This is a genomic window from Mesorhizobium sp. M0923 (assembly GCF_040319365.1).
GTDB lineage: Bacteria > Pseudomonadota > Alphaproteobacteria > Rhizobiales > Rhizobiaceae > Mesorhizobium.
In genome coordinates, this window is record NZ_JAMYNW010000005.1 from 118,542 (window position 1) to 144,971 (window position 26,430).

General features: G+C 62.5%; 27 protein-coding genes and 1 pseudogene. 11 read left to right on the forward strand and 17 right to left on the reverse strand.

Annotated elements, in window-relative coordinates:
* Nucleotides 1–21: 21 nt before the first annotated feature.
* From NKH89_RS10660 to NKH89_RS10675, 4 genes are all read right to left on the reverse strand, one after another.
* Nucleotides 22–474: an SRPBCC family protein gene (locus NKH89_RS10660; protein WP_352481579.1), complete on the reverse strand. Its 453-nt coding sequence runs from the start codon at nucleotides 472–474 to the stop codon at nucleotides 22–24.
* A 107-nt stretch (nucleotides 475–581) separates the two neighbouring features.
* Nucleotides 582–1,409, reverse strand: coding sequence for an AraC family transcriptional regulator (locus tag NKH89_RS10665; RefSeq protein ID WP_023721259.1), 828 nt, complete (start codon nucleotides 1,407–1,409; stop codon nucleotides 582–584).
* A 254-nt stretch (nucleotides 1,410–1,663) separates the two neighbouring features.
* A complete protein-coding gene (locus NKH89_RS10670) occupies nucleotides 1,664–2,662 on the reverse strand; it encodes an ABC transporter permease (protein ID WP_352908832.1) in 999 nt (332 codons plus the stop codon).
* Between the two features lie 33 nt (nucleotides 2,663–2,695).
* The gene (locus tag NKH89_RS10675) at nucleotides 2,696–3,436 is read right to left on the reverse strand and encodes an ATP-binding cassette domain-containing protein (RefSeq protein WP_023675804.1); all 741 of its coding nucleotides are present in this window, start codon (nucleotides 3,434–3,436) and stop codon (nucleotides 2,696–2,698) included.
* Between the two features lie 427 nt (nucleotides 3,437–3,863).
* Between NKH89_RS10675 and NKH89_RS10680 the strand changes: the two genes are divergently transcribed.
* Together NKH89_RS10680 and NKH89_RS10685 are read left to right on the forward strand one after the other, a co-directional pair.
* On the forward strand, nucleotides 3,864–4,853 hold the full coding sequence (locus tag NKH89_RS10680) for a sugar-binding protein (protein ID WP_023721257.1): 990 nt from the start codon (nucleotides 3,864–3,866) through the stop codon (nucleotides 4,851–4,853).
* Nucleotides 4,854–5,000: 147 nt separating this feature from the next.
* Complete coding sequence (locus NKH89_RS10685; protein ID WP_023721256.1) at nucleotides 5,001–5,780, forward strand: FadR/GntR family transcriptional regulator; 780 nt, start codon at nucleotides 5,001–5,003, stop codon at nucleotides 5,778–5,780.
* 667 nt (nucleotides 5,781–6,447) lie between these two features.
* On the opposite strand, the gene NKH89_RS10690 is transcribed toward NKH89_RS10685, so the two are convergent.
* On the reverse strand, nucleotides 6,448–7,386 hold the full coding sequence (locus tag NKH89_RS10690) for an NAD(P)-dependent oxidoreductase (RefSeq protein ID WP_352641212.1): 939 nt from the start codon (nucleotides 7,384–7,386) through the stop codon (nucleotides 6,448–6,450).
* Nucleotides 7,387–7,531: 145 nt separating this feature from the next.
* Between NKH89_RS10690 and NKH89_RS10695 the strand changes: the two genes are divergently transcribed.
* From NKH89_RS10695 to NKH89_RS10710, 4 genes are all read left to right on the forward strand, one after another.
* Nucleotides 7,532–8,428, forward strand: coding sequence for an NAD-dependent epimerase/dehydratase family protein (locus NKH89_RS10695; protein ID WP_352589816.1), 897 nt, complete (start codon nucleotides 7,532–7,534; stop codon nucleotides 8,426–8,428).
* Between the two features lie 331 nt (nucleotides 8,429–8,759).
* Nucleotides 8,760–9,125, forward strand: coding sequence for a hypothetical protein (locus tag NKH89_RS10700; RefSeq protein WP_352908835.1), 366 nt, complete (start codon nucleotides 8,760–8,762; stop codon nucleotides 9,123–9,125).
* On the forward strand, nucleotides 9,112–9,531 hold the full coding sequence (locus NKH89_RS10705; RefSeq protein ID WP_198030531.1) for a helix-turn-helix domain-containing protein: 420 nt from the start codon (nucleotides 9,112–9,114) through the stop codon (nucleotides 9,529–9,531). The genes NKH89_RS10700 and NKH89_RS10705 overlap by 14 nt, the downstream gene beginning before the upstream one ends.
* The gene (locus NKH89_RS10710) at nucleotides 9,528–10,007 is read left to right on the forward strand and encodes a hypothetical protein (RefSeq protein ID WP_023721252.1); all 480 of its coding nucleotides are present in this window, start codon (nucleotides 9,528–9,530) and stop codon (nucleotides 10,005–10,007) included. The genes NKH89_RS10705 and NKH89_RS10710 overlap by 4 nt, the downstream gene beginning before the upstream one ends.
* A 110-nt stretch (nucleotides 10,008–10,117) precedes the next feature.
* Here NKH89_RS10710 and NKH89_RS10715 read toward each other — a convergent pair whose 3' ends face one another.
* The 3 genes and pseudogenes from NKH89_RS10715 to NKH89_RS10725 form a co-directional block, all read right to left on the reverse strand.
* Entirely contained in the window at nucleotides 10,118–10,606 is a 489-nt protein-coding gene (locus NKH89_RS10715; protein WP_023721251.1) for a nucleoside deaminase, read from the reverse strand.
* A 169-nt stretch (nucleotides 10,607–10,775) separates the two neighbouring features.
* A pseudogene (locus NKH89_RS10720) lies at nucleotides 10,776–11,634 on the reverse strand (EamA family transporter).
* Nucleotides 11,631–12,245, reverse strand: coding sequence for a nitroreductase family protein (locus NKH89_RS10725; RefSeq protein WP_352481572.1), 615 nt, complete (start codon nucleotides 12,243–12,245; stop codon nucleotides 11,631–11,633). Before NKH89_RS10725 ends, NKH89_RS10720 begins: the two are co-directional and overlap by 4 nt.
* Before the next feature lie 110 nt (nucleotides 12,246–12,355).
* Here NKH89_RS10725 and NKH89_RS10730 point away from each other — a divergent pair, with 110 nt between their 5' ends.
* Nucleotides 12,356–13,261 carry a LysR family transcriptional regulator gene (locus NKH89_RS10730; protein WP_352908837.1) on the forward strand — a complete coding sequence of 302 codons (906 nt, stop codon included), beginning with the start codon at nucleotides 12,356–12,358 and terminating at the stop codon, nucleotides 13,259–13,261.
* A 30-nt stretch (nucleotides 13,262–13,291) separates the two neighbouring features.
* Nucleotides 13,292–14,065: a FadR/GntR family transcriptional regulator gene (locus NKH89_RS10735; protein WP_023721247.1), complete on the forward strand. Its 774-nt coding sequence runs from the start codon at nucleotides 13,292–13,294 to the stop codon at nucleotides 14,063–14,065.
* 27 nt (nucleotides 14,066–14,092) lie between these two features.
* Here NKH89_RS10735 and NKH89_RS10740 read toward each other — a convergent pair whose 3' ends face one another.
* The 5 genes from NKH89_RS10740 to NKH89_RS10760 form a co-directional block, all read right to left on the reverse strand.
* Entirely contained in the window at nucleotides 14,093–15,199 is a 1,107-nt protein-coding gene (locus NKH89_RS10740) for a Gfo/Idh/MocA family protein (RefSeq protein ID WP_352908839.1), read from the reverse strand.
* A 31-nt stretch (nucleotides 15,200–15,230) separates the two neighbouring features.
* Nucleotides 15,231–16,043, reverse strand: coding sequence for an ATP-binding cassette domain-containing protein (locus tag NKH89_RS10745; protein ID WP_352788587.1), 813 nt, complete (start codon nucleotides 16,041–16,043; stop codon nucleotides 15,231–15,233).
* 14 nt (nucleotides 16,044–16,057) lie between these two features.
* A complete protein-coding gene (locus NKH89_RS10750; protein WP_352788727.1) occupies nucleotides 16,058–17,173 on the reverse strand; it encodes an ABC transporter permease in 1,116 nt (371 codons plus the stop codon).
* Between the two features lie 148 nt (nucleotides 17,174–17,321).
* Nucleotides 17,322–18,290: a rhizopine catabolism ABC transporter substrate-binding protein gene (locus NKH89_RS10755; RefSeq protein WP_023721243.1), complete on the reverse strand. Its 969-nt coding sequence runs from the start codon at nucleotides 18,288–18,290 to the stop codon at nucleotides 17,322–17,324.
* Between the two features lie 67 nt (nucleotides 18,291–18,357).
* Entirely contained in the window at nucleotides 18,358–19,332 is a 975-nt protein-coding gene (locus NKH89_RS10760) for a polysaccharide deacetylase family protein (protein ID WP_352908842.1), read from the reverse strand.
* 364 nt (nucleotides 19,333–19,696) lie between these two features.
* Here NKH89_RS10760 and NKH89_RS10765 point away from each other — a divergent pair, with 364 nt between their 5' ends.
* On the forward strand, nucleotides 19,697–20,941 hold the full coding sequence (locus NKH89_RS10765) for a DegT/DnrJ/EryC1/StrS family aminotransferase (RefSeq protein WP_023721241.1): 1,245 nt from the start codon (nucleotides 19,697–19,699) through the stop codon (nucleotides 20,939–20,941).
* Nucleotides 20,942–21,111: 170 nt separating this feature from the next.
* Nucleotides 21,112–21,555: an SRPBCC family protein gene (locus tag NKH89_RS10770; protein WP_352481566.1), complete on the forward strand. Its 444-nt coding sequence runs from the start codon at nucleotides 21,112–21,114 to the stop codon at nucleotides 21,553–21,555.
* A 166-nt stretch (nucleotides 21,556–21,721) separates the two neighbouring features.
* On the opposite strand, the gene mocR is transcribed toward NKH89_RS10770, so the two are convergent.
* The 4 genes from mocR to NKH89_RS10790 all read right to left on the reverse strand — a co-directional run bounded on the left by mocR (nucleotide 21,722) and on the right by NKH89_RS10790 (nucleotide 24,918).
* Nucleotides 21,722–23,188, reverse strand: coding sequence for a rhizopine catabolism transcriptional regulator MocR (mocR, locus tag NKH89_RS10775; RefSeq protein ID WP_352908844.1), 1,467 nt, complete (start codon nucleotides 23,186–23,188; stop codon nucleotides 21,722–21,724).
* 4 nt (nucleotides 23,189–23,192) lie between these two features.
* Complete coding sequence (locus NKH89_RS10780; RefSeq protein ID WP_023721239.1) at nucleotides 23,193–23,399, reverse strand: LacI family DNA-binding transcriptional regulator; 207 nt, start codon at nucleotides 23,397–23,399, stop codon at nucleotides 23,193–23,195.
* A gap of 200 nt (nucleotides 23,400–23,599) precedes the next feature.
* Nucleotides 23,600–24,511 (reverse strand): myo-inosose-2 dehydratase, encoded by a 912-nt coding sequence (gene iolE, locus NKH89_RS10785; RefSeq protein WP_352908846.1) that lies wholly within the window; start codon nucleotides 24,509–24,511, stop codon nucleotides 23,600–23,602.
* Between the two features lie 119 nt (nucleotides 24,512–24,630).
* Entirely contained in the window at nucleotides 24,631–24,918 is a 288-nt protein-coding gene (locus tag NKH89_RS10790) for a DUF3175 domain-containing protein (RefSeq protein WP_352481563.1), read from the reverse strand.
* A 176-nt stretch (nucleotides 24,919–25,094) separates the two neighbouring features.
* Between NKH89_RS10790 and NKH89_RS10795 the strand changes: the two genes are divergently transcribed.
* Nucleotides 25,095–26,327 carry an MFS transporter gene (locus tag NKH89_RS10795; protein WP_352495777.1) on the forward strand — a complete coding sequence of 411 codons (1,233 nt, stop codon included), beginning with the start codon at nucleotides 25,095–25,097 and terminating at the stop codon, nucleotides 26,325–26,327.
* The last annotated feature ends 103 nt before the right edge of the window (nucleotides 26,328–26,430 follow it).

Sequence of the window (26,430 nt, forward strand, 5' to 3'; positions counted from 1 at the left end):
GGAACGCTCCTGGTTGTCAGCTCAATTCAGTTCAACCTTGCCGGCGAAATGGGCCTTCAGGGCGTTGAAGCCGCCCTGGAAGACGTTGGCGCCCATGCCTTCGGCCAGCTTGTCGGCTTCTTCGGGAGGGGCGTCGAAGCTGGCGGTCCATTCGGCATAGGTGCGGTCGCCGTCGGTCACCCGCCGCAACTGCAGCGTCGCCTTGTGGTTGGTAAGCGGTTGCGGCGTCTCCAGGATGGAGTAGCTGACGAGGAAATTCTCGTCGGAGAAATCGAGCAGCTTTTCGCGGAGGCGGGCGCCGCTGGCGAGCTGGAAATTGCGCACGCAGCCGATCGTGCCGGCATCCTTGCCGTCCTCGATATGGCTTTCGACCATGCGCGGGTGCCAGGTCGGCAGACCGTTGAAGTCGCGTATGCGCGCCCAGACCTTTTCGACCGGCGCGTCGATGACGCTGGAGATGGTGACTTTCGCCATAGGATCGTTCCCTTGCAAATCAGCTGCTTGGGAGGGTAGGGCGGCAGACTCGGCGGCGCTTATCAATGCGTCTTGAACGCCTATCAATTAGTCTGAAAAACGGGCGCTCAGCTGATCGCCCGCGCCGCCTCGCGGTAAAGCGTCGGCGGAACGCCGACATGGTCGCGGAAGAAGCGCGAGAAATTGCCTTGGGTGGTGAAGCCGAGATTGCAGGCGACCGAGATCAGCGGCTCCTGCGACCACTGCAATTGCCGCACCGCTTCCTCCATGCGCAGCGTGTTCCAATAGACGTTGGGCGTCAGATTGGTCTGTTCCTTGAACAGGGCGAAGAAATGCGGCCGCGACAGGCCGACGCTGCGCGCCACGTCGTCGAAGCAGATGCGCTCGCAGACATTGGCTTTCATCAGCTGGATCGCCTTGCGGACGCGAAAATCCTGCATGGTGTTGACGCGGGCGCGCACCGTCTGCGGTGCGCAGGCGTCGGCGGCATCGAGCACGCTGTCGATGAAGCGCTCGATCTCGTAATTGGCGATGTCGTCGATGCTCTCATTGTCGCTGAGATGGTCGAGAAGGTTGGCCGCTGCCTTGTGCAGCCAAGGCTCGAGCGTGATTGCCGGGGCGGAGAACAGCGGCGCCGAGGAAGGCAGCTCGCGGCGCCTTCGAGCCCAGTCCGGATCGATGTAAAAGGCGAGGAACAGGCCGGGCGTGCCGTCGCGGGACAGAGCGTGGCTGTGCGGCTGGAAGGAATTGATGCCGGCGGCGGTGCCCGGTCCAAGCCGCACCGTCTCGCGGCCGATGGTCATCTCGCCGGCCGTGCCTTCCAGCCAGATGATGATATGCGCCTCGACATGGGCATGGGTGACGAAGTCGCTGGCGACGTTCAGGACAGAAACATGTCCGAACCGGCCCCAGTAGAGCCTGATCGCTTCCGTCATGGGTATATCCTCCCGCAGGCGCCTGCTGCGAGCGATTGTGCGGCTCAGTTCGGGCTTGCGTCAAGACGGATGTGCACGCCCGGGCGCCGGCCATGCGCCGCAGCGGCGGATTTTCAGACTCGGCGATAGGAAGAAGGCGAGCGTTTCCAGGCCGGTATGGCAAGACCGGTGCGGTCGACGGCAACCGGCACTCCCTTCGAGGCTGAGCAAGGACTTTTGCCAGCGAAGCAACTTTGCCCCGCCGGCGGAAAAGTTCAGTCGTTGCGCCTGAAATTGCGGATGCGGTCGAACAGCACGGCGAGCAGGATGGCGCCGCCGATGAACACGCCCTGCCAGAAGGCATTGATGCCGAGCAGGCCGAGGCTATTGCGGATGACCTCGATCAGCGCCGCGCCAACGACCGCGCCGAAGGCTGTGCCCATGCCGCCGGCCAGGTTGGCGCCACCGATGACGGTGGCGGCGATCACCTGAAGCTCCATGCCGTTGCCGAGATTTGTGGTGACCGCGCCCAGCCAGCCGGTCTGGATGATGCCGGCAAGGCCCGCCGCCAATGCCGAGATCATGTAGACGACAACCTTGATCTGGCGCACCGGAACGCCGGTCAGCGTCGCCGCATGCTCGTTGCCGCCGATGGCGAAGATGTGCCGGCCGAATTTCGTCCAGCGCAGCACGAAGCCGGTAATCATCGCCAGCACGATCATGTAGAGCACCGGATTGGCGATGCCGAACACCCAGGCGCCGCCGCCAAGCGCCAGCAGCTTGTCGTGGTCCGGCCCGAACTGGAAGACGACGGTGTTGTTGGAGGCGACCATGGCAAGGCTACGTGCGATCGAGAGCATGCCAAGCGTCACCACGAAGGGCGGAAAGCCGAGATAGGCGATCAGAACCCCGTTGAAGGCGCCGATGATCAGCGCCGTCGCGATCGCTGCGGCAATGCCGGTCTCGATGCCGTAGCCGGCATGCATGGTCACGGCCAGCACCATCGAGCACAGGCAAAGCACCGAGCCGACCGACAGGTCGATACCGCCGGTGATGATGACGAAGGTCATGCCGAGCGCCACGATGGCGACGAAGGTGATGTTGCGGGTGATGTTGTAGAGGTTCTTGGTCGTGGCGAAGGAATCCGTGGCCATGGACAGGAACAGGCAGGCGAGGATGACCGCGATCACCACCCAGAAGGTCTGGCTGGCAAACACCTTGCTCAGCAAGGTGTGCTGCTTGTGCGCGATCGTCTGATCAAGGGTGACTGCCATTATCGACCTTTTTTACTCTGGTTAAGGCGTCAATCATACCTGTTCGATGGCGCCGGTGATGAGTCCGGTGACTTCTTCCGGCGAACTCGATGCGATCGTCTTGTCGGCGACCTTGCGGCCGCGCCGCATGACGATGACGCGGTCGGCAACGTCAAAGACGTCGGGCATGCGGTGGCTGATCAGCACGACGGCGATGCCCTGGTCGCGCAAATGGCGGATCAGGTTCAATACCTCGGCGACCTGGCGCACCGAGATCGCCGCCGTCGGCTCGTCCATCAGCACGATCTTGGCCTGCGAAAGCATGGTGCGGGCGATCGCCACCGCTTGCCGCTGGCCGCCCGACATCTGTTTGACCAGGTCGCGCGGGCGGGTTTCGGATTTCAGCTCGGCGAAGATCTGGCCGGCACGCTTGTACATCGCGGCATAGTCGAGGATGCGAAGCGGCCCGAGGCCGCGGCGCAATTCACGGCCGAGATAGACGTTGGCGGCGGCCGTCAGATTGTTGCACAGTGCCAGGTCCTGATGGACGATTTCGATGCCATGCTGGCGCGCCTCGACCGGCTTGTGCAGGATCAGCTCTTTGCCGTCCATCTGCATCGTGCCATGGCTCGGTGGGAAATTGCCGGCGATCATCTTGACCAGGGTCGACTTGCCGGCGCCGTTGTCGCCCATCAGGCCGACAACCTGTCCGGCCTCGATCGACAACGAAACGTCGTTGACCGCCTGGATGGCGCCAAAATGCTTCGAGATGTTGGTGAGTTCGAGAACCGCCACCAGCCTTCTTGCCTCCCCGTGCTTTGCGGCCTGCGGTTCTGCCGCGGCCTTTCGCTCTCCCCAGTTCCTCCCGGAAGCAGCGATTTTGCCCATTTACGCATAAGCCACCTTGGCGTCAACCACGGCTTCTTTCGAAAAATCAGTTTTGTAGGACAAATAGCATTGACGTCGGCGACAAGGCGATATTAGCTAAGTGTCGGAGTAGCTTGCGCCGATCTCCCGGGTTGCCGGAAGGAATCGGTGAAGGTTTGTCGGTCAGGGATTTGGTAACCAGCAGTATCTGTCGGTGCCGGTCTGAGACTGAATATGAAAATGCTTATCGACCTGGCTTGGCGACACGAGTGCGACGTCCTCTGTCATCTTGCTCCGGGTCGATCTGTGTGTGGCGGGCACGTGGTGTCCGTTTGTTTCAAAAGGGAGGACTGACATGAGGAAATCACTATTGCTCGCTGCCGCCGCCGTCATGGCGTTGGGTGCCGGGCCGGCTATGGCCAAGAAACAGCTCGTCATCGTCGTGAAGGGTCTCGACAATCCATTCTTCGAGGCCATCCACCAGGGTTGCGAGAAATGGAACAAGGAAAACGCCAGCTCGGAATATGAGTGCTTCTACACCGGACCGGCATCGACCTCGGACGAAGCCGGTGAAGCCCAGATCGTCCAGGACATGCTGAGCAAGCCCGACACTGTGGCGATGGCGATTTCGCCATCGAACGCGCCGCTGATCGCGCAGACGATCAAAAGCGCCAATCCGTCGATCCCGATCATGACCCTCGACGCCGACCTCAGCAAGGAAGATGCGGCGCTGCGCAAGACCTACCTCGGCACCGACAACTACCTGATGGGTCACAAGATCGGCGAATACATCAAGAAGGCCAAGCCGAATGGCGGCAAGATCTGCACCATCGAAGGCAATCCGGCGGCCGACAACATCCTGCGCCGCGCGCAGGGCATGCGTGACGCGCTTTCGGGCAAGGACGGCCTCGCCGCGCTGGCAGGCGAAGGCGGCTGGACGGAAGTTGCCGGCTGCCCGGTGTTCACCAATGACGACGGCGCCAAGGGCGTGCAGGCGATGACCGACATCCTCGCTGCCAATCCCGATCTCGACGCCTTCGGCATCATGGGCGGCTGGCCGCTGTTCGGCGCTCCGCAGCCCTACCGCGACCTGTTCAAGCCGATGGCCGACAAGATCGCCAGCAACGCCTTCGTCATCGGCGCCGCCGACACGATCGGCGACGAGGTGGCGATTGCCCGTGACGGGCTGGTGACCGCGCTGGTTGGCCAGCGGCCGTTCGAGATGGGCTACAAGGCGCCCTCGGTGATGATCGACCTGGTCGAAGGCAAGCCGGTCGCCGATCCGGTGTTCACCGGCCTCGACGAATGCACCAAGGACACGGTCGACACCTGCATCCAGAAGTAGGTTCGCAGTTTCGGGGCGCCCTTCGACGGGCGCCCCGTCACAGACCGTCCATACGAACGCACGAGGCGACGCTGCTTTGGAGCGTAGGCCGCTGCTTTGTCGTGTCCTGAGTTCAGGCTTTCGACAAGCGGCTGCCGGGGAATACGAATGCCGGACGCGACATCAAAAAAGCGACCCGCCAAGTTGAAGGCAGAGGCTGAGCGGCCGGCCGGCGTTCGGCGTGCCGACGCCGCACACTTTCCCGGCTCGAGTGTGCACGCCTCGCTGGCCAACGAAATCGGGCTGAGGATCGTGCGCGGCGATTATCCGCCGGGAACCATCCTGCCCAACGAGGCCAAATGGTCGGAGACCTTCGACGTCAGCCGCTCGGCGGTGCGCGAAGCCATAAAAATGCTGATGGCGAAAAGCTTGCTTGCGTCGCGCCCGAAGATCGGCAGTTGGGTCGAGCCTAAGGAGCGCTGGAACCTGCTCGATCGCGATGTGCTGGCCTGGTACGCGACCTCGCCGGACCGCGAGGTGTTTCTCAGGACGGTGCAGGAATTCCGCCACATCATCGAGCCGGAGGCCAGCGCCTTTGCCGCGATGCGGCGCACCGACGAGCAGATGGCCGAGATCAGCCAGGCCTGTCGCGAAATGGGCGAAGCGACCAACCTGCAGGAGCGAACGCGCGCCGACACGCGGTTCCACCTCGCCATCCTGCGCGCCTCGGGCAACGATCTGCTGGTGCCGCTCGGCGTGCTGATCGAATCGGCGCTCGATCACCTCTTTGTTTTCGTCACACGCGAAACCAGCGACCAGCGTCGGGCGCAGGCACTGCACGAGGCGATCGAGAAGAACATCCGCCTGCAGCGGCCCGCCGCAGCCCGTGCCGCGGTGCACAGGCTTCTCGCCAACACCGACGATGTTATCGGGCGGTCGCGGCGGTGATGGTTGCACCAGGGCTGGCATTGCTCCGAACGATTGCAAAACTCGGCATTCCTTCGCGCCCCTCTCTGTCCTGCCGGACATCTCCCCCACGAGGGGGGAGATTGGATGCCACTTCGGCTTTCGCTAATCATCAACGTTAGGCAATGAGGGCGGCGACCTCGGATGGGCCAGGGATTCGGACTTTTTTACCGCCGCAGCGTATTTTGTTCTTGCTTTGTGCCGGCAGCTATGCTACTAATTTGGCTATGGTGCTGATTGGCGCCGACGACCCGCCCACCGAGGCGGGTTTTTTGTTTCTGGCTTTGAAATTGCAGTGTTGCCGATCTGAGGTCTGAGGGACAGCACCCCCCTCTGCCCTGCCGGGCATCTCCCCCAACAAGGCAGGGCAAATCGCGTAAGGAGTCCCCCTCATCCGGCCGCTTCGCGGCCACCTTCTCCCCGCTGGGGAGAAGAGGCTGACGCCGGCGCTGGCGATCTCCTCTCCCCTCGGGGAGAGGTTGGATTGCCCCGAATTGCCCTTCGCAATTCGGTTGGCAATCCGGGTGAGGGGGCTCTTGCCTACATGCGATTGCACTGCCTCAAGGGGGAAGATTGGCAGGTTCGCCAGTGGCGCTGACGCCTCGGAATGTTGCGGCAAGCTTGCGTGGCCAAAAGCTGATCGGCCGGCTCAGATCGTCTGCTTCTTGCCATCCCTGGTCGGCATCAGGTCGACGCCGTTGACCTTGCCGATATGCGTGGCCAGCATCGGCACATATTGGTCGGCGGGGCCGGCCGCGAAGGCGCCGGCGAAGGCGTTTTTGGTGGCGTTGCCGAGTGGGTTGGCGATGCCGGCAGCATCCGCCATCGATTCGAGATAGGTGAGATCCTTGAAGGCGTTGGCGATGCTGAATTTGTGCGCGTCGCGGTCGCCTTCCAGCGTCCAGCGCATGAAGGTCTGGTAGAAGCCGCAATCCATGCGGCCGTTGCGGATGACGCTGTCGAAGCGCGGCGGCGAGATGCCGACCTTCTGCGCCAGCGCCAGCGCCTCGGAATAGATCGCAGCGTAGCCGAGCGAAATGAAGTTGTTGAGCAGCTTCATGCGATGGCCGTCACCGGTGTCGCCGATATGGACGATGCGCCCGGCCCAGGTGTCGAGCACCGGCTTCAGCCGGGCAAAGACCGCGTCGGGCGCGCCGACCATGGCATCGAGCGTGCCTTCCCAGGCCTCCTTCGGGGTGCGGCTGAGCGGGGCATCGACATAGTCGACGCCGAGCGCCTTGAGTTCGGCGGCCAGCGCCACCGTCGAGACAGGATCCGAGGTCGAGCAGTCGACGGCGACCGATCCCGGCTTCAGGCCTTCCTTGAGGCCGCCTGGGCCGCGGATGATGGCTTCGACCTCGCGCGAGCCGGTGACGCAGATGAAGACGATATCGGATGCCGCGGCGACGTCGCGCGAGGTCGCCGCTTCCTTGGCGCCGCGGCCGAGCAGGTCTTCCGCCGGTGCGCGGTTCTTGCGGCCGAGAAACGTCAACGGATAGCCCTTGTCGACGATGTTCTTCGCTATGCCGTGCCCCATCAGGCCCAGCCCGATGAAGCCGATCTTTTCGCTCGCGGCGGTAGTGTTCATGTCGTTTCGTCCTATTTGCAGTGATGGATGACGGCGCTGCACCTTGCCGGCGAATTGTTGAAGCGGGTTTTTGCCGCATGCCGTGGCAGGCGATTGCAGAGTTCGATATTGTCTGACAATACACGTGAATTCCAGGGAGAGCAAAATGACGAAGCGGATCATGTTCACCGGCGGCAGCGGCAAGGCCGGGCGCCACGTCGTGCAGTATCTGGTCGAGCAGGGCTGCCAGGTGCTCAACATCGACACCAAGCCGCTCGACAATCCCAAGGTGCGCACGCTGATCACCGACATCACCGACAGCGGGCAGGTGTTCAACGCGCTGTCGAGCTATATCGGCCTGCATGAATTCGATCCGTCGCTGCGTTCGCAGCCGGTCGATGCCGTGGTGCATTTCGCGGCGATCCCGCGCATCATGATCACGCCCGACAACGAGGTGTTCCGCATCAACGCGCTCGGCACCTACAATGTCATCGAGGCCGCAGTGAAGCTCGGTATCCGCAAGGTGGTGATCGCATCCAGCGAGACGACCTACGGCCTGGTCTTCGCCAACGAACCGCGCGATCCGACGCATTTTCCGCTCGACGAGGAGTACGACGTCGATCCGATGGACAGCTACGCGCTGTCCAAGGTCGTCAACGAGAAGACCGCGCGGGCGTTTGCACAACGCGATGGCTCCGACATCTATGCCTTGCGCATCGGCAACGTCATCGAGCCGCATGAATATTCGCTGTTTCCGAAATGGTTCGCCGATCCGGGTTTCCGCAAGCGCATTGCCTGGAGCTATATCGACGCGCGCGACCTCGGCCAGATCACGCTGCGCGCCATCGAAAAGGACGGGCTCGGCTATCAGGTGTTCAACGCCGCCAATGACGACACCTCGTCCGACCTGCCGACAGCCGAACTGCTGAAGCGGTTTTACCCCGATGTGCCGGTCAAGGGCGAACTTGGCGAATACGAGACGCTGCTCTCCAACCGCAAGGCGCGCAACATGCTCGGCTTCCGGCCGGAACACAGCTGGCGGAAATATGTCAAGACGACCTGACGGGCGTACGTGATACGGAGCCGGCACTGGGCCAGCCCCGACGCGCAACGTTGAGAAGGCTCTGACTCAACCTCGAATTTGACATAGGCTATCTGCTGGCTGGTAATAACACGTTTCCCCCTTCGAGAGGAACGGTGCGGCCTGCGGGGAATTGTTGACTTTAAACGCAACTAACTCTATTCTGTATCGAGCGGTCGAAACCGGTCGGCTCGTCGCGCGGCCTGCACTTAACCAAAAGGTGGAGGCCAAGCGGTTTCTGTATGTAACGCCAAATGTTTATAGAGGATTGGCTAGGAAGGATCCCGACTTAAGCCATTTGCCGATGGCGAAAATGGAAGAACTGATAGCAATTTTTTGTTTCGGTTGGTTCGTGACGGCAAGCCTCAAAGGAGACCCAGACGAGCGGGGGCCAGACATCGAACGATTGCATTCTGTTGACGAGGTCTGGGTAATTTGTGCGCGAAAGCCTAGGCATGTCCAAGTGCGTCTGTTCGGTAGGTTTCTCGACGCCGGGGTATTCATAGGTTTAGGACTGCATTGCCAACATTGGCTAGGGATCAAAAAGAACTATAGCGAAACCGTCGCTGGAATCCCCGATCTTTGGGGCAACACCATGGGTAATGCGCAACCTTTTCGTGCAGCAACGGCGTTAGAGTACGTGAAGGGAATATGTCGAGATGTGGATGAAAAAATCTAATAAGGTTTCCGACCAAGCGTTCGTTGAAGAGTTCGAACGCGGGATACTTCGTTCGGCTTTTGTGAGCGCCTTTTGGGCGGTCATTCAAGCCAGGAAAGCGGAAACGGGGCTCACCCTAAGTCAGCTTGCCGATCGCCTCGGAATTAACAAGTCTGCGGTCTCTCGCTGGTTTTCAGGAACAAAGCCGAACTGGGAAATAGACACTATCGCGGACCTCGCGACTGCCCTTGAGGTAGACGTAGAGGTTGTGGTCGTAGACAGAAAAATGAACCGTCGGTTTGGGCCTGCGGGCGAGATACAGCCGCTTACGCTCGGAGCGGGGACCACACTAAGTTCCGGGCAGCATTCCATCCTGCCGGGAACCGATGCCGTGAGTGCGGTGTCAATACGCCTTGAGGCAGCATGATTTTGAACCCCCATGCTAGCGTCGTGTTTTGCGATGACCTTCGACAGGAGGCCAACGGGAAGCAGCTGCACATAGGGGTCTATAATGATGCCGTTTTATTCGACGGACCTTTGCCGTGGGCATTGCCCACGGGGCTGTGGTGTCTGATTAAGTATCTTGAACCGTATCCAGAAACTTTGCCTACCCTCGCGATAAAAGTTCGTCTTGAATCCAAGGCCGGTGGGGTAGTTGATTTGATAGAAGCTCCAGTGCCGAAGACCGACATCATCCCCCAGAAAGGACCCCTCGAATTTGAGAAGGATACAGTCAAATTATTGGCCCTTAGCATGAACATTCAACTGTCAACCTTGGTCTTCCAAGAGCCTGCAAAACTCGTGGTCGTAGTCGTTCGGGACGGGGAGGAAATCTCAGCTGGCCGATTGCGCATCTCGCAGTTGAGTAGGGATGGAGCCGGCAACCCCATCCCCGCTGTTTAGGCCCAAAGGGGTCAAGGTTCTCCGATACTTCACTTGTTGAAGGGGCAATACCCTTGATCAATAAGTTCTGAGCCTAGCCCTCACTCGTTTCCTGCCGTGCGGCAATTAAGCTACTTGTCTTTCCAGAATTCGGCCTGGAGTTGCGCCGCCTCATCGGCAAGCAGCGGACCAACGACTTCAGTCGGACGCTGCCCAGCTTCGAAGACGATCCTGCAGGGCAGGTCGAGTGTAGGATTCTCGACATGTGCACCCGTCGATGCCTTGAGGTCATGTTCGCTCTGGCCAAAGACGACCCGTCCGATGCCCGCCCAATAGATTGTGCCGGAGCACATCGCGCAAGGTTCGGCCGAAGTGTAGAGTGTGCAGGAGGCCAGCTTTTCGAGACTGAAATTCATCCCCGCCCATGAGGCCAGCAGCCTTTCGGCATGAGCGGTGCGGTCGCCCCCGCCGGCTTTGTAAGCGTTGGGCTGCTCGCGCAAAACATTGCCGTCCTTGTCAGCGAGGAGCGAACCAAAGGGATGTTCGCCGGCATCGCGGGCCTTGCGCGCGACTTCGAACGCCTGACGGAGCAGGCGCTCATCATAGGGGCGTTGTGGCATCGGCGGATCCTCCGGCTATGCCGCTGGACCATAGTGCCGAACAATCCGCCGACACAAGTCGGCGGCCTAAAACGCGTCGCGTTCGACCGGCCTCATGCTACGCGCTTCAGGTTCTTGTTTTGATGCATGTCGTATCGCAAACCCGCTGCACACTTTTGAGCGACATGCATCAGGACTCGTTGCGATTGGGGCGTTGAGCCAGCCAGATGCTGCCGATGACGAAAACGACGCCGGCGATTTGAGGCAAGGTCAGCGTCTGGTCCAGGAATACCCATCCAAGCAGCACGGCGGTCACCGGGCTGAGGAAAAGCAGCGATGACACCACGGCAGATTCCAGTCGCGCAATGCCCCGGAACCAGAGGACGTAAGTCAGCGCCGCACCGATCAGGCCGAGCCACACCAGTCCAAGCAGGTTGGCCGCGGTCGGGAGCGGGAGTGGAGGGCTCGAAAAGCAGGGCCACCGGAACGAGAAGCAGACCGCCGGCGGTCAGCTGCCATGCCGTAAAGGTAAGCAGCGATACTGGCGGTTGCCACTTACGGGCCAATACGCTTCCGAAGGCCATGGAGGCCGCCCCGGCGAGGCCGGCGGCAACGCCGACCGCATCGAGCGTCGCGTTCGGGGTCAGCACCAGCAATGCAACACCGGCGATCCCGACAAGGGCGGCGACGATCGCCAACCGACGGACAGGGCTGGCAAGCAGGGCAGCGGCAAGGAAAATCACGATCAACGGCTGGACCGACAGCACCGTCGCGGCGACCCCGCCCGGAAGCCGGTAGGCGGCGACAAACAACATGCTCAGGAAGATCGAGATGTTGAGGGCTCCGAGGACGAAACTGCGCAGCCACCAGATGCCCGTCGGCAGTTGCCGAACGATCGCCAGCAGCAGCAATCCGGCTGGCAAGGCACGCAGCATTGCGACCGTCATCGGCGAAAAGTTGGGCAGGAACTGGGTGGTGACGATATAGGTGCTGCCCCATATCGCGGGTGCAATGGCTGTCAGCAACAGATCGAAACGGCGCGTTTTCATAAGATTTCCAGTACTTCGGCAAGAGGGCGGCGCGGCTTTTGCGGCCAGTTGCCGGGCGCGGCGCGGCCGACCGCGATGAGCATCACCGGCACTTCATTCAGGCCAAGGCCAAACTCGCGGGCCACGCCTTCGGCATCGAAGCCTCCCATCGGACCAGCGACGAGCCCCAGCGCTTCGGCTGCAAAAATCAGCGTTGCAGCGCCAAGCGTTGCAGAGCGCACCGCTTCGTCGCGGGCAGCCCGAGGATCGGCATATTGTGCGCGGGCGCCTTCCTGCCAGCCCGAAGCCATATCCGCCGGCATGAAGCCGGCTTCGACGAAAGGACGCAGCCTTGCATTGAGGGCGGCGTGGTCGGGCAGTACGCCGCAGACGATGAAGGTGACCGCTGCTTCCTGCACCTTGGCCTGGCCATGGGCCACGCTGCGCAACCGCGCCTTTGCTTCCGGCGTCCGCACGGCGATGAACCGCCAATTCTGAAGGTTGTAGGCGGTTGGCGCGCGCGTTGCGAGACGTGCCAGTTCCTCAACCTCGGCATCCGTCAATGCGTACGAGGCATCGAACCGATTGGCCGACATGCGTCGCTCGATAAGGGAGATTGTGGGGTTGGTCATCATGTCATTCCGAAAATGAGAAAGCCGTTCGGGAAGCAGATATGGAATTTACCAACAGACGATAATATGTGACAATTGAAAGACATTGTTTACTGGAAGAGAATGGTGCAGTGGATCGCCTGACTGCGTTGCAGGTTTTCCGTCATGTGGCGGAACTGAACAGCTTTGCCGAAGCCGGACGGCGGCTCGGTCTCTCGCCTCCCGCGATCAGCAAGAACATCGCCGAGCTGGAGGCGCATCTGGGGGTGCGGCTCATCAACCGGACGACGCGGCGGACGGCGCCGAGCGGGACGTTGCGGGTCAGCGCGCCGATGACTGTCACGTTGACGCGGCTTTCGGCTGCCATTCCCGCGTTTCTATCGCGCTATCCCGATTTGAAACTCGATTTGCATCTTGATGACAGGCGCGTCGATATCGTGCGGGAGGGATTTGACCTTGCCATTCGCGGCAGCGACAATCTCGAGGATTCCAGCCTGGTCGCCAGAAAGCTTGCGGTCATGCCGCACGTGCTTTGTGCAGCTCCTGCCTACTTCGAGCAGCACGGCCGGCCTCAAACGCCTGCCGATTTGAAGGCGGCCAACTGCATCCGGTTCAGCCTCTCGGGGCATGCGGACATATGGGAATTCCGCAAGGACGGCCGCAGCGAGCGGATCGCCATCGACGGACGATATTCGGTCTCCTCGAGTCTTGCCGTGCGCGATGCGCTGCGCGCCGGCTTCGGCGTCAGCCTGATCCCCTATCCCTATGTCGAAAGCGACCTGAAAGCAGGCCGGCTGCAATCGGCTCTGGATGACTGGGACAAGGTCGAAACCACACTCTACGCGGTCTATCCGGCACGGCAGCATCTTGCCCCGAAAATCCGCGTCTTCCTTGATTTCCTGATCGAGGAATTCAGTCGGGACAAAGAGAAGCCGTTCGTGCCTCCCCGGCGTGAACGCCCGGCAAAGCGCTGTGTCGGCGAGGCGACGGATACGGAAAATCAAACCGAGATATTGCCGTCGATTTCATCTCCTTGACACGCCTCCAAATCCGGACTTTGTGGAGCCATGCAGGACGCGAAGCCGAATAAGGGAAAGACAGCGGCCGAGGCGTTCGCCGAACGCACGAGCGGTATTCGCCGCGCCGATGCGGCGCGCATGCCGGGGTCGAGCGTGCATGCGTCGCTGGCCAACGAAATCGGGCTGAGGATCGTGCGCGGCGACTATCCGCCGGGAACCATCCTGCCCAACGAAGCCAAATGGTCCGAGACCTTCGACGTCAGCCGCTCGGCGGTGCGCGAAGCCATCAAGATGCTGATGGCGAAGAGCCTTTTGTCGTCACGTCCCAAAATCGGCAGCTGGGTCGAGCCGAAGGAGCGCTGGAACCTGCTCGATCGCGATGTGCTGGCCTGGTACGCGACCTCGCCGGACCGCGAGGTGTTCCTCAGGACGGTGCAGGAATTCCGCCACATCATCGAGCCGGAGGCCAGCGCCTTTGCCGCCATGCGGCGCACCGACGAGCAGATGGCCGAGATCAGCCAGGCCTGCCGCGAGATGGGCGAGGCGACCAACCTGCAGGAGCGGACGCGCGCCGACACGCGGTTTCATCTCGCCATCCTGCGCGCCTCGGGCAACGATCTGCTGGTGCCGCTCGGCGTGCTGATCGAATCGGCGTTCGATCATCTGTTCGCTTTTACGACCCGGGAACTCGACGATTTGCAGCATGCGCAGAGGCTGCATGAGGCAATCGAGAAGAGCATCCGCCTGCAGCGGCCGGACGCGGCACGCAATGCAGTGCGCAAGCTGCTGGCCAATACCGACGGCGTCATCAAGTCCAGGTAGCCGCCGTTCGGCTCCCGGTTTGAGTGCTCAGTCGAACGGTCCGGTCGCGAGATGCCGCCGGGTCAGCCCGAGCAGCAAGGCCTGATCGCGGGCGGCGTGTTCGGGCGGGTTGACGACGGGGTCGCCATTGACGATCGCCGCCCAGAAGCCACGCATCTCCTCGACGAAGGCTTCCGCGTAGCCGGCGCGCAAATCTTTCTTCGACAGCGTGTGACCGTGCGAGGTCGTCACCGTCAGCCGGGTCGGATGATGGTTGAGCCAGGGCGAGGGGAATTCGAGCTCCAGGCTGGCATCGTCGAAGAACAGCGTGATCCGCTCCTTGTAGTCGGCGAGCTTAGGTACGGTAAGATGGGTCATGGTCCACAGCGCCTGTCCGTCCAGCAGCTTGACGGCGCCCTGGCCGCCGTCGCCATTGGCAAAGATCTGCGCGCCGACGATCTCGCCGTCCGGCACGCCGAGCGCATCGAGCAGGCCGTGAACGGCATTGACATCGTGAATCAAGGCCGAGCTGTAAGCGCCGGTAAATCCACGGAAAGCGAGATCAGTGAAAGGCACGCCAATGGCTTGTTCGACCTGGCGCTTCTGCTTGGCGGCGACAGCGGCGATCATGTCTTTTGGGATATCGGTGCCGCGCCTGTAGGGCTGATGGGCGATGAACGGCCAGGCGTCGGGATCGTTCACTTCCACCGAGACCGCGCGCAGCGTGCTCGATGTTCCCGGCAGCGAAGCGAGCGCCAGCCGGTAGCTCGGATCGAAGCGCTTCATGTAGCCCACTTGCATGATTTTCCTGGCGGCATCGCGCGCGGCGACGATCTCGGCGATTTCCGCCAGGGAACAGCAGAGCGGCTTTTCGCAAAAGACATGCAGGCCAACCGCCAGCGCCGCCAACACCTGTTCGTGATGCAATGGGTCCGGCGAGCCGATCACCACCGCGTCCAGGCGCTGGTCGAAGAGCTGGTCGACCGTTTCGAAATTGGCGATGCCATGGGTGTCGGTGACGAACTGCCGCGAAATCCTGGAGGGATCGGCGACGCCGACCAGCTCGAACAACTCACCGAGGCGCAGCAGATTGGGAATATGCTCGACCTGCGAGATCATGCCGGCGCCGACGACCCCGACGCGTAACCTGCTCATGCCATCATCCCCGCGATGTCCGATTGTCAGCTCAAGCCGCCGCAGGCGGCCGGTTGCCGATCTGGGCGAGCAGGCCGGCAATCTCCGCCTCGACCGCCTTCAGATCCTCGCCACCCGACATGATCGAGATGACCTCGTCGCGCGAGATGTCCGATTTGGCGTAGGTACCGCGATTGCGGCCGCGGTTGAGCAGCGTGAAGGTGTCGCCGACCGGATAGGCATGGTGGATGTTGTGGCTGATGAAGATCACGGCCAGGCCCCGCATGCGTGCTTCGATGATGAACTTCAGCACCATCGCCGCCTGGTGGACGCCGAGTGCCGAGGTCGGCTCGTCAAGGATCAGCACGCGCGCGCCAAAATGCACGGCGCGGGCGATCGCCACCGACTGGCGCTCGCCGCCCGACAGCGTGCCGACGGCTTGCGTCGGGTCGCGCACATCGATGCCGATATCGGCCATTGCCTGCCTGGCGATAGTGTTGGCGCGCTCCTTGTCGATGCGCGAGAAGGGCAGGCTGCTTTTGGTCGGTTCGCGGCCGAGGAAGAAGTTGCGGGTGATCGACATCAGCGAGATCATGCCGAGGTCCTGGAACACCGTTGCCACGCCGAGCTCCTGCGCGTCGCGCGGGCTGCGGAAGGTGACCGTCTTGCCGTCGACCAGGATTTCGCCTTTGCTCGGCCGGTAGACGCCGGACAGAACCTTGATCAGCGTCGACTTGCCGGCGCCGTTGTCGCCGAGCAGGCAGTGGACCTCGCCCGGATAGACCTTGATGTCGATGTCCTGGAGCGCGCGCACCGAGCCGAAATTGACGCTGACGCCGCGCAGTTCCATTGCGGGTTCGCTCATTTGGGCCCGCTCGGTCATTTGCCACCTCCGCGGCCGAGCGCCTTCAGCCTGATGTAGTTGTTGACCAGCACGGCCATCAGGATGACGATGCCGAGGAAGACCTTGAACCAGTCGGTGTCGATGCCGGTGTAGAAGATGCCCATCTGCACCAGCCCGAAGATCAGCGCGCCGAACAGCACACCATAGACTGTGCCGTAGCCGCCGGTGAGCAGCACGCCGCCGATGACGGCGGCGATGATCGCCTCGAACTCCTTGAGCAGGCCGCGCGTGGTGTCGGCGGAGCCCGCCTCCATCACCTGGATGGTGGCAAGCAGCGTCGCCGCGCAAGCGGTGTAGATGAACAGGCTGATCTTGACGCGATCGACCGGCACGCCGACGTTGCGGGCGGCGATCAGGTCGCCGCCGGTAGCGAAAATCCAGTTGCCGTATTTCGTCTGGGTGAGCACGTAGCCGGCCAGCGCCGTCAGGCCAAGCCACCAGACGATCGACATCGGAATGCCGGCGACGAAGGGAATGCCGTCGCTGCGGGTGCCGATCCAGCCTTGCGCGCCCATCCAGTGGAACAGGCCGGTGAGCAGATGGCCGTTGAACAGGCCAGCCGTCGCCGGGTCCGGTGCGCCTTCGAGGATGTAGGGAATTTGTGTGCGGCCGGTGACGGCGCGGGTGATGCCGATCGACAGTCCGCGCAGGATATAGAGCGTGGCGAGCGTGACGATGAAGGAGGGCAGGCGCGTCTTCACCACGATCAGGCCATTGAGATAGCCGGTGAGGATGGCAACGGCGAAGGCACAGGCGATGCCGCCCCATAACGGCAGGCCCCAGTATTTCACCGTCAGCCCGATGACGACACCGGCAAAGCCGACCATGGAGCCGACCGAAAGGTCGAACTCGCCGGCGATGATGAGAAGTGCTGCTGCGGTGGCGACGATGCCGAGCTCCGCCGACAGCGTCAGGAAGGTCATCGACCCCTGCAGCGAATAGAGGTTCGCCGCGCCCGGCAGCAGCGCAAAGATGATGATCGTCGCAAGCAGCCCGCCGGCAGCACCGGCTTCCGGCCGGCGCAGCCACTGGGTCAGCTTGCCGGTGCTGGCCAGCCGCTCGTCGGCGCCGGCGGCCCGCTTCGACGTCATGCCGAAGCGGTCGGTCGCCTTCAGTTCGCCCGGAGGTATCGCCTTGTCTTCCACGACCGCCATTAGGCTCTCCAATCGCTCAATTCGCAATCTTCGAACGGATCGGGAGAGCGCCTGGCGCATTCTCCCGTTCCGTCGGAGTGCTGGCCTAGCGGATGCCCTCTTTGGCGAGGGCCAGGATCGCCTTGGCTTTTTCTGGCGAGTCGATGAACAGCGGCCCGGTATAGGCGTTGTTCTGCGGCCAGAAGCCGTGCGTCGCCTGCTCGACCAGATAGATCACCGGCAGATAGCCCATCAGATATTGCTGGGCGTCCATGCCGAAGCCCATTTCGCCGGCGACGACAGAGTCGAGGACCTCCGGGCTGATGTCGAAAGTGTAGAGCTTGAGCTTGCCGAACAGTTCCTTGTCGCGGAACATCGGGATCAGCGGATTGGCGGCGGTGGCACCAAGCGCAAAGACGGCTTGGGTGTCGGGATGCGCCGACAGATAGGCTTCGGTGCGGCGCTGGATGTCGGCCGGATCGGGCGCCACGGCCAGAACCTCGGTGCCGCCGCCGGATGGCTTCAGCCCGTCATTGAGGCCCTGGCAGCGCTGGTCGAGGCTGACATTGCCGACCTCGTGGTTGATGCAGACGACCTTGAGCGTGCCTTCCTTGGCCAGCCGCTCGCCGGCCTTCTTGCCGGAATCATATTCGGAAACGGTGCCGACATAGAGCGTGGTGCCGAGCTCGGCGCCTTCCTTCTCGCCGGAATCCAGAACCACCATCGGAATATTGGCGGCAAGCCCGGATTTGACGGATTTGCCGAGTGCATTGGCGTCGGCGATGGAGACCGCGATGCCGTCCGGCTTGGTGGCGATGGCGGCGTCCAGAAGCCGGGCCTGCTCGACCACGTCGAAGACCTGCGGCGCGTAATATTCGACCTTGGCGCCGGTGAGGGCGGCCGCGTCATCGACGCCGCGCTTGACCACTGACCAATAGGGATCGGACGCCGACCCATGCACGACGAACGTGATGTGGACGTCCTTCGGATCCTTGAGGCCCGCGGCATATGCAATGCCTGTCATCAGGCCCGCCGTGACGAAGGCGCCCAATGCCGCTTTCAGAAGAGTTTTCATCTTATTCTCCCATTTGTCGTTGCAGTTCCAATCCCTCTGGCGCCGTTTTCCGGCCGCGACGATCGGCTCACGTCGCGGATCGGGTGGCCGCTTTGCGGGCCTTTGCCGACGTCAATCGCTGTTCGCCCGCGTTGTTGCCGCGGGCTGATGTTGACGATCGCCCGGCCGAGAGTGCTGCGCGAAGCTCCTCGCGCAACGGCTTCATGCCGATGACATCGATCGGCTGTGCGGCGAGCCAGTCGCGAAAGCCCTGGTCGCGGAACAGCTCGTACTCTTCGGTGCGGATATAGGCGGAGCGCGGCTCGATCAGCTCGAGTTCACCGGGCGCGTTGCAATGCAGGCAAAAGAAAGTCAGGCCCTCGCGCACACCCTCGATGAGCGCTTTGTAAACGGGCTCGATCGGCCTGGAGCGCGGCCGGCCCCAGGTCGTCTGGATGGCGGCGTCGAAAATGGCAAAGCCGCCGGCGCGGGCCAGCGCCACGCCGCGCTGGAACGCCTCCTCGGTGACGCCGACCAGATTGTCGTTGGGGGAATAAGCGGACAGGGTCTTGGTCAGCAGCACGGGCAGCTGATATTCGAGCCCGAGCTTGATGTAGATGTCGCAAAATTCGGGCGACAATGCTGCGCCCATATGCGCGTCGAGGTGGGTGACGTCGATGCCGGCGCGATAGGCGGTGTCGATCTGGGCGCGAAGCTCGGCCTCGACCGCCTGCGGCACCGCCTTGCGGCGCGTGGTCGCCACGTCGGGCCATAAGAAGCCGAACTCGTCGGTCAGGCCGGCCGCCCGCGACGGCGCGGTCAGCGGCCGCCATTTGTAGTGCTGTTTCTCGCTGTTCAGCGTCAGGTGGACGCCAAGGTCAAGGCCAGGGTTGGCTGCGGCGCTTTCGGCCATTTCGAGGAACCACGGGCACGGCACCATCACCGCGCCGGAACTGCAGACACCTAGCCCGTTCAATTCGAGAAAGGCGCTGTTGGCGCCGTGGCACATGCCGACATCGTCCTCGTGGAGCACGATCCGTTTGCTGGAGCCGGCGGCGTTCACGAATGTCGGCCTTTCCGCCGGCGCGCCGGTCTCGAGGGTCTTCCAAAGTGTGTCCCGTATTTCATGGAACCAACCGTTTGCCCAACTGGCCGGAATGGAACGCCGAAAGCTGGCTTTCCGACAGGGCCACTTTGGCGAATTCGGATGGGTACGATTTGCCTGCCGGCTGAGACACTTAGCTGCCGATTTCCCCAATCAGGGTTCAAAACCACTCATAGGAACCGTCTTCCGGGCGCAGATGGCTTGGTCGAATAGCGGCGGAGTGGTTCTTCCAAACTGTGCCGACAAGCCTACAGCTGTCCACACCATCAAGCGACCCACATTACCAAGTGACCCAAACTACCAAGTAACTTGGAGGCCTGCCATGTACACCGCCGGCGAAGAGGAAATCGAAGCCATTGCCAGGGTGATCCGCTCGGGCGCGCTGTTTCGTTACGGCAAGGACAGCGAATGCGACCGCTTCGAGGCCCGCTATGCGCAGCATCTTGGCGTCGAGCATTTCGCACTGGCCGCCAGCGGCACCTATGGGCTCGCGGCCGGCCTGATCGGGCTCGGCATCGGTCCGGGGGACGAAGTGCTGGTGCCCGCGCACACCTATATGGCGACAGCGACCGCGGTGCTGTCGGTCGGGGCCATTCCCGTCATCGTCGACATCGACGAGAGCCTGACCATCGATCCCGTCGCCTTGCGCGATGCCATCGGGCCGCGCACCAGGGCGGTCATCCCGGTGCATATGTGGGGCGCGGCCTGCAACATGAATGCGATCATGGACATTGCTGCCAAGCGCGGCTTGCTGGTGCTCGAGGATGTCTGCCAAGGCATCGGCGGCGGCTATGAGGGCCGCAAGCTCGGCTCGATCGGCCATGCCGGCGCCTATTCCTTCAACTACTTCAAGAACATGACCTCGGGCGAGGGCGGCGGCATTGCCACCAGCGACCCGAAAGTGGCGGAGCGGGCGCGCTGCGCCATCGACCCTTGCCATTTCTACTGGCAGGGCAGAAGCGACAGCATCAAACCCTTCGCCGGCATCGGCGCGCGTGCTTCCGAACTGATGGGGGCGATGCTCAACGTCCAACTCGATCGACTGGACGGCATCATCGAGGCGATGCGCGCCGAGAAGAAGATGGTGCTGGCCGGCACCCGCCATCTCGGCAATCTCGGTCTGACACCGTCGCCGATGAACAGCCCGGACGACGATTGCGCCGCACAGGTGATGTACCTACTGCCGAGCGAGCAGGCCGCGCAGACTTTTTCGAAGACCATTCCGAGCGTCGTTGCCGGCAAGACCGGCCGTCACAATTTCACCCAGTGGGACCAGGTGCTGATGCATGAAGGGGCGCATCATCCGGCGCTCAATCCTTATGCATTGCCCGAGAACCAGGGCCTGCGGCTGGATTACGCCGACGACCTCGGCAAGCGCTCGCTCGACATCCTCAATCGCACGGTGATGATCGCCATGAACCCGGCGCATGACGATACCGATATTCAGGACATGATCCACAACATCGACGCGGCGGCGCGGGTGGCGCTGGAAAATGCTTCGCTGGATGATGTCGAATTGCGCAAAGCGGCACCGGTTGATCTGCAGAAGTTCGACAGTGTGAACTAGACCAGTTCCGACACGGTTTGCTACCCTGCGGCCGAGTTCCTTGTCCGGCGGCCGGGCGGGGATTCCGGCCGGCATAACCGGTCGTCAAAAAATCCGCAGGCCCGTGTCGGATAGGCCGGGCTCCCGCTCGTCCTAGGGGCATCGATCACCAACCACGGAGGATTAACGATATGCCCGGCACCGTACGTCTGCACCGCGTTCTGACAACCAGCCCGGAGAAAGTCTACCGCGCGTTCCTCGAAGCGGATGCACTTGCGAAATGGCTGCCGCCGAACGGCTTCACCTGCACGGTTCATCACTTCGAGGCGAAAGTCGGCGGTACGTTCAAAATGTCCTTCCGCAACTTCACCACCGGCGACAGCCACTCGTTCGGGGGCGAATATGTCGAGCTCGTGCCCAATGAGCAGCTGCGCTACACCGACCGGTTCGACGACCCCAACCTGCCCGGCGAGATCGAGGTGACCGTGACATTGAAGAAAGTGTCGGTCGGCACCGAAGTGAATATCACGCAGGCCGGTATTCCAGATGCCATCCCGGTTGAGGCCTGCTATCTCGGCTGGCAGGAGTCGCTGCGAAATCTGGCGAAACTCGTCGAACCCGAGATCAAGCAGTAGGGTAAGCGCGCCCGGCTGATCCGTGGGGGCGATCTCTTCGCGCCAAGAGAGCGAAGCGGGCGCTGCCTTGGCTGCATCGGCGTCGCTAGCCGGGATCCTAGGGATTCCCGATCTTGCCAGGCAACATGCGCCGGCGCCGGAAAGCCCGGATTGGGGAAGCCTGGCTCTAGCTTCTGTCCAACCTTAGGAACGCGGCGCGCAGCGCCAGCACCGCGCGCAGGATCTGGCGTTCGTCCATTGCCGCATAGCCGAGCAGCAGGCCGTGCTCGGGTTCTGTGGAATGGTAGTTGATCGAGATGCCCTGGACGTCGAGCCCCTCCTTGACGGCGGCGGCGACCACGTCGCTGTCCTTGTAGGGCCTGACGAAGCTCGCCAGCAGCTGCATGCCGGAATCGTTTTCCGTGACGGTCAGCCATTCGGCCAGATGCTCCTGGCACAGCTTGACGAAGTTCGCCTGCCGGCGCGCGTAGAGCCGGCGCATGCGTTTGAGGTGCGTGGCGAAATAGCCCTGCGTGATGAAATCGTTGACCGTTGCCTGCAGGATCAGCGGCGCGAACTGGCCGGTGATGCTCACCGCCCGGTCGAACGGCACCGACAGTTCGCGCGGCACGATCAGATAGCCGATGCGCAGCGCCGGGATCAGCGTCTTGCCGAAGCTGCCGATATAGACGACGCGGTCGGCATGATCGAGCCCGCGCAGCGCCGGCACCGGCCGGCCGCGGAACCGGTATTCGCCGTCATAGTCATCCTCGACGATCCAGGCGCCGTTGCGTTCGGCGATGTCGAGCAACTGCAATCGCTCCTCGATGCGCATGATGGTGCCGAACGGCCATTGGCAGGATGGCGTCACATAGATCAGCCGCGGCGGCGGCAGCTCCGGATCGGCAAGATGCCAGCCACGCCGGTCGACCTTCAACGGTGCCAGCCTGGCGCCGCTGGCGAGAAAGGCGCTCTTGGCGCCGAGATAGCCGGGCTCCTCCATCCAGACATGGTCGCCTTCGTCCATCAGCACGCGCGAGACAAGATCGAGCGCTGCCTGCGCACCGGTGACGATGATCACCTGGTCGGCGGTGCAGCTGATGCCGCGCGACAGGCCGATGGTCGAGGCAATGGCCTGACGCAGGCCGGGGTGGCCGGCAAAGGAGAGATAACCAAGCAGGCTCTCGTCGCGGCTGCGTGCATTGCGCACCAGAAGGCTTGACCAGATGGTGAATGGAAACGACGCCGTTTCAGGCACGCCGGGATGGAAATTGATGACGCCGGCATTACGCGGCGGTTGCGGGCCGTTGACGATGGTCTGACCGCGCCGCGACAGTTTTTGCGGCGCTGCCAGTCCGGCGCGCAGAGATGCCAAGGGGCGGTTCTGCTGGATCGGCGCTACCCAGGTGCCCGATCCGGCACGCGCCTCGATAAAACCTTCGGCGAGGAGCTGGTCATAGGCGGCGATGACCGTGTTGCGCCCGACCTTCAGATCTTCGGCCAGCGAGCGCGTCGACGGCAGCAGCGTGTTCTGCGGGATTTGGCCGTCAAGGATGAAGCGTCGCAAGGCGGCGTAGATCTGACGATGCATCGGTTCTTCCGAAGCGCGGTCGACCGACATGATGTCGAGGGAAAGGCGCATGTGGTCGGCCAAGGCACTATCCCCCGACGAACCGGGCGGCGCGGGCGATCTTTTCCTCGTTGAGCCGACAGACGGTATCAAGCACCAGTCGCCTGGTTTCGGGGTGGACCTCGCGGCTGTTCTTCAGCGCGCGATGAACGGTGGCGGCGCCAAGTTCCGCCTTCTCGGCAATCTCCCGGATGGTGCAAAGCCGTTCCATGCCAAGCGCAGCTTCGAAAGCCATGTCGCTCCTCCTCGGTTGCATCAAGGCACGGCTTCCGGCCGGCCTCAAGCTTGAAAATCGGGGGCTTGAAATCCAGAGCCGGATTCTGCGATCCGCGCCGCACAGGGAGCAAGGCGGCGCGGATCGCCGGGCGCTTTCGCGTCGTTAACCCCATCGAGGCGCGCGCCCATTGGTTTCGTCCGGCCCTCAGTGCGAGCCGGTCATTTTGCCTGCCACGTCGCCACTTCGAACCCAGCCTTGCGGGCGGTGGCGAGCAACGAGACGTAGCCCTTGCTGGCATAGGTCAGCGGATGCGCCTTGGCCGGATCCTGCTCGGCCTCGACAACGATCCAGCCTTCATAGCCGCGCTCGGCGAGGGGTTTCAGCAATGACAGGAAATCGACCGAGCCGTCGCCTGGCACGGTAAAAATGCCTTCCATCACCGCCGCCATGAAGCTCATGTCCTCGCGGCGCGCTCTATCCAGCACCGGCCTGCGAACGTCCTTGCAGTGGAAATGCACGATGCGGTCGAGATGCCGTTGCAATAGCGACAGCGGGTCACCGCCCGAGAACAGGCAGTGGCCGGTATCGAATAAAAGGCCGACGCTTTGGCCCGTCGCCGCCATCAGCCGGTCGACTTCATTGTCGGTCTCGACGATCGTGCCCATGTGGTGGTGGAAGGCCATGCCGACCCCGAACGCGGCCATGCGGTCGGCGAGCATGGTCAGTTTCTCGCCATAGGCCCGCCAGTCGCCGTCGGTGAGGCGCGGACGCTCCGAGATTGGTGCGAAAATGCCGTTATGGCGACCGCGTGAGGTGTCGGCATAGACGACAATTTTGGCGCCAAGGTCTCGCAGCAGCTTCAGATGCGGGGCGATCACTGCAAATTCTTCGTCGACCGTACGGTCGAGAATGCGGCCATCATACCAGCCGGAGACGAGTTCCAGCCCATAGGAGGACAGGATCGGCCCAAGCACTTCGGCCTGCCGCGGAAATTTCCCGCCAAGCTCGGTGCCTCGGTAGCCGGCCTGCACGGTTTCCGACAGGCAGGTCTCCAGCGGCGTGTCGCCGCCAAGTGCTGGAACGTCGTCATTGCTCCAGGTGATGGGATTGATGCCGATCTTGACCGTCATGGCGCCAGGCTTTTGCGGGCTTGGGAATACAAGCCGAGCCTGCAAATTGGCGGCAAAGAGGACCTGTCACTAGGTCCAGTTCAGCCTGATTTGGCAGAACCAATCAATAGTGACCGATTCTAGTCTTCCTTTGGGCGGCCAAAAAGGACGCGCAGTTCGTCCTTTGCGTCCTCCAGCACTTTCTTCTGCGCCGCCGGCAGGTTCTTGCCGGCGCGGTTGATGTAGAAATTCAGCATCGACATGGCGGATTGAAACGGCCCCGCCTTGCGCCGGTCGCTGTGCTCGGCCGACCGCCTCAGCGAGGCGGCGATCTTCCTCGGATCGTGGGATTCGAAGATGTGCTCCTCGAGATCCAGCGCGTCGCTATGCTCGGTGACGTCGGCAGACCATTTCCGTTGCGCGGTCATGGCAAACTCCTTCCACAAGCTCGTTCGAAAAGAAAACGCCCTATGGTGCGCCACTGTTCCACTTCGGCCCGCATCCCTGGAGCCACGGATTGGCCCGTCGTGGCGCTGCTCCGCGATGCGAATGCGCTGATAGTGGTCAGAACCGCCGATTTAAGAACTGCGGACAGGAAACGTTCTTGACCCCCATCGTCTCAAACCAGGCAGCAAGTTCCGGCATCGACAGTGCCTATGCCTGGATACGGCTCGGCGTCTCGATGCTGCTGGCAACCATAGGCGGGGTCGGCATGTGGGCGGTGGTCGTGGTGCTGCCCGCCGTGCAGGCAGAATTCGGCGTCGATCGCGCCGCTGCCTCGATGCCCTATACTGCGACCATGGTCGGCTTTGCCGCCGGCAATGTGCTGTTCGGCCGCGCCATCGACCGCGTGGGGTATTGGGTTCCGGCGCTGATTGCCGCGATTACACTTGGCGCCGGCTTCCTGCTGGCGTCGCTGACCAGTTCGATCCTGCAGTTCACCCTCGTCCAGGGCCTGTTGATCGGCGTCGGCTCGTCGGCGATCTTCGGGCCGCTGATTGCCGACATCTCGCACTGGTTCAACCGGCGCCGCGGCGTTGCGGTGACGGCTGCCGCGTCCGGCAACTATCTCGCCGGAGCGATCTGGCCGACGGCGATGCCCTATGTCATGCAGACCGAAGGCTGGCGCTTCACCTATGCCGCGATCGGCGTCGTCTGCCTGGTCACCATGGTGCCGCTGATCCTGCTGCTCCGGCGCGGCGCACCGCCCCACGCGGCTCCCGGATCGCCGGGCAGCCGCGTGGTCCAGCCGATCTCGCTGTCGCCGGCGGCCTTGCAGGCGCTGCTCATCGTCGCCGGACTCGGCTGCTGCGTGGCGATGTCGATGCCGCAAGTCCATATCGTCGCCTACTGCATGGATCTCGGCTACGGCGTGGCGCATGGCGCCGATATGCTGTCGATCATGCTGGCGGCGGGCGTCGTCAGTCGGCTTGGCTCGGGCTTCCTTGCCGATCGCATCGGCGGCGTCAAAACCCTGCTGATCGGCTCGGTGCTGCAATGCCTGTCGCTGTTGTTCTACATCCCGTTCGACGGGCTTGCCTCGCTTTATGTCGTCTCGCTGGTCTTCGGCCTGTCGCAGGGCGGCATCGTGCCCTGTTATGCGATCATCGTGCGCGAATATATGCCTGCCAAAGAGGCTGGCCAGCGCGTCGGCATCGTCATGATGGCGACCATCTTCGGCATGGCAATCGGCGGCTGGATGTCGGGCTGGATCTACGATTTGACCGGTTCGTATGCCGCCGCGTTCCTCAACGGCATTGCCTGGAACCTGCTGAACATTTTGGCCATGGTGCTGCTGCTGTGGAAGGCCCGGTGGAGCGCTGCTGTGACGGCCTGAAGCACGGCGACACGGGCACAGTCTCTCCGGCGGTCGCTTGACAATAGCCGAGGGCTGCGCGACGCCAGACAAGGTGTGGCAACGGGTTGGCAAGGCAGCAGTG

Coding starts and splice junctions, on each gene's coding strand:
- NKH89_RS10685 (WP_023721256.1), top strand. CDS start 5,001: ATGCCGGACGCGACATCAAAAAAGCGACCCGCCAAGTTGAAGGCAGAG.
- NKH89_RS10740 (WP_352908839.1), bottom strand. CDS start 15,199: ATGAGCAGGTTACGCGTCGGGGTCGTCGGCGCCGGCATGATCTCGCAG.
- NKH89_RS10705 (WP_198030531.1), top strand. CDS start 9,112: ATGAAAAAATCTAATAAGGTTTCCGACCAAGCGTTCGTTGAAGAGTTC.
- NKH89_RS10750 (WP_352788727.1), bottom strand. CDS start 17,173: ATGACGTCGAAGCGGGCCGCCGGCGCCGACGAGCGGCTGGCCAGCACC.
- NKH89_RS10710 (WP_023721252.1), top strand. CDS start 9,528: ATGATTTTGAACCCCCATGCTAGCGTCGTGTTTTGCGATGACCTTCGA.
- NKH89_RS10715 (WP_023721251.1), bottom strand. CDS start 10,606: ATGCCACAACGCCCCTATGATGAGCGCCTGCTCCGTCAGGCGTTCGAA.
- NKH89_RS10670 (WP_352908832.1), bottom strand. CDS start 2,662: ATGGCAGTCACCCTTGATCAGACGATCGCGCACAAGCAGCACACCTTG.
- NKH89_RS10725 (WP_352481572.1), bottom strand. CDS start 12,245: ATGACCAACCCCACAATCTCCCTTATCGAGCGACGCATGTCGGCCAAT.
- NKH89_RS10765 (WP_023721241.1), top strand. CDS start 19,697: ATGTACACCGCCGGCGAAGAGGAAATCGAAGCCATTGCCAGGGTGATC.
- NKH89_RS10745 (WP_352788587.1), bottom strand. CDS start 16,043: ATGAGCGAACCCGCAATGGAACTGCGCGGCGTCAGCGTCAATTTCGGC.
- iolE (WP_352908846.1), bottom strand. CDS start 24,511: ATGACGGTCAAGATCGGCATCAATCCCATCACCTGGAGCAATGACGAC.
- NKH89_RS10665 (WP_023721259.1), bottom strand. CDS start 1,409: ATGACGGAAGCGATCAGGCTCTACTGGGGCCGGTTCGGACATGTTTCT.
- NKH89_RS10660 (WP_352481579.1), bottom strand. CDS start 474: ATGGCGAAAGTCACCATCTCCAGCGTCATCGACGCGCCGGTCGAAAAG.
- NKH89_RS10735 (WP_023721247.1), top strand. CDS start 13,292: ATGCAGGACGCGAAGCCGAATAAGGGAAAGACAGCGGCCGAGGCGTTC.
- NKH89_RS10770 (WP_352481566.1), top strand. CDS start 21,112: ATGCCCGGCACCGTACGTCTGCACCGCGTTCTGACAACCAGCCCGGAG.
- NKH89_RS10790 (WP_352481563.1), bottom strand. CDS start 24,918: ATGACCGCGCAACGGAAATGGTCTGCCGACGTCACCGAGCATAGCGAC.
- NKH89_RS10690 (WP_352641212.1), bottom strand. CDS start 7,386: ATGAACACTACCGCCGCGAGCGAAAAGATCGGCTTCATCGGGCTGGGC.
- NKH89_RS10700 (WP_352908835.1), top strand. CDS start 8,760: ATGGAAGAACTGATAGCAATTTTTTGTTTCGGTTGGTTCGTGACGGCA.
- NKH89_RS10755 (WP_023721243.1), bottom strand. CDS start 18,290: ATGAAAACTCTTCTGAAAGCGGCATTGGGCGCCTTCGTCACGGCGGGC.
- NKH89_RS10695 (WP_352589816.1), top strand. CDS start 7,532: ATGACGAAGCGGATCATGTTCACCGGCGGCAGCGGCAAGGCCGGGCGC.
- NKH89_RS10780 (WP_023721239.1), bottom strand. CDS start 23,399: ATGGCTTTCGAAGCTGCGCTTGGCATGGAACGGCTTTGCACCATCCGG.
- NKH89_RS10680 (WP_023721257.1), top strand. CDS start 3,864: ATGAGGAAATCACTATTGCTCGCTGCCGCCGCCGTCATGGCGTTGGGT.